Raw genomic sequence first — 434 nt, 5'->3', positions numbered from 1 at the left:
CCAATGCACAGGCTTGGCGCCTTTATGCAAATGACCTTTTTCAATAATTCGACCAAGCACACGAATTGCATTCGCTTCAAAGTCAAAGTTCATTGTTAAATATGGCTTATCCCAATCTGCAAATACGCCTAAACGTTTAAAATCAACTTTTTGACCTTCAACTTGTTTTTTAGCGTATGCACGGCATTTTTCACGAAACTCACTCGCAGTAACTTTTACACCCGGCTTGCCTACTTTTTTCTCAACCATTAACTCGATTGGTAAACCATGACAATCCCAACCTGGAACTAATGGTGAATCAAAGTCAGATAATGTTTTAGACTTAACAATAATATCTTTTAATATTTTATTAACTGAGTGGCCTAAATGGATATCGCCATTTGCATACGGAGGGCCGTCATGCAAAATAAAGGTTTTTTTACCTTTCTTAGCGC

The 434-nt window shown here is 37.6% G+C and carries 1 protein-coding gene; it reads right to left on the bottom strand.

Annotated features, from left to right (window positions below):
* Nucleotides 1-434, bottom strand: a 434-nt coding sequence (locus tag AAEY99_RS21225) for a class I tRNA ligase family protein (protein ID WP_351011949.1), incomplete at both ends; no start/stop codon positions are given.

The organism is Shewanella sp. S1-58-MNA-CIBAN-0166, from assembly GCF_040310085.1.
Taxonomy (GTDB): Bacteria; Pseudomonadota; Gammaproteobacteria; order Enterobacterales; family Shewanellaceae; genus Shewanella.
Note: the sequence above shows the minus strand (reverse complement) of the source record. Positions and strands in the feature narration are given on the sequence as shown.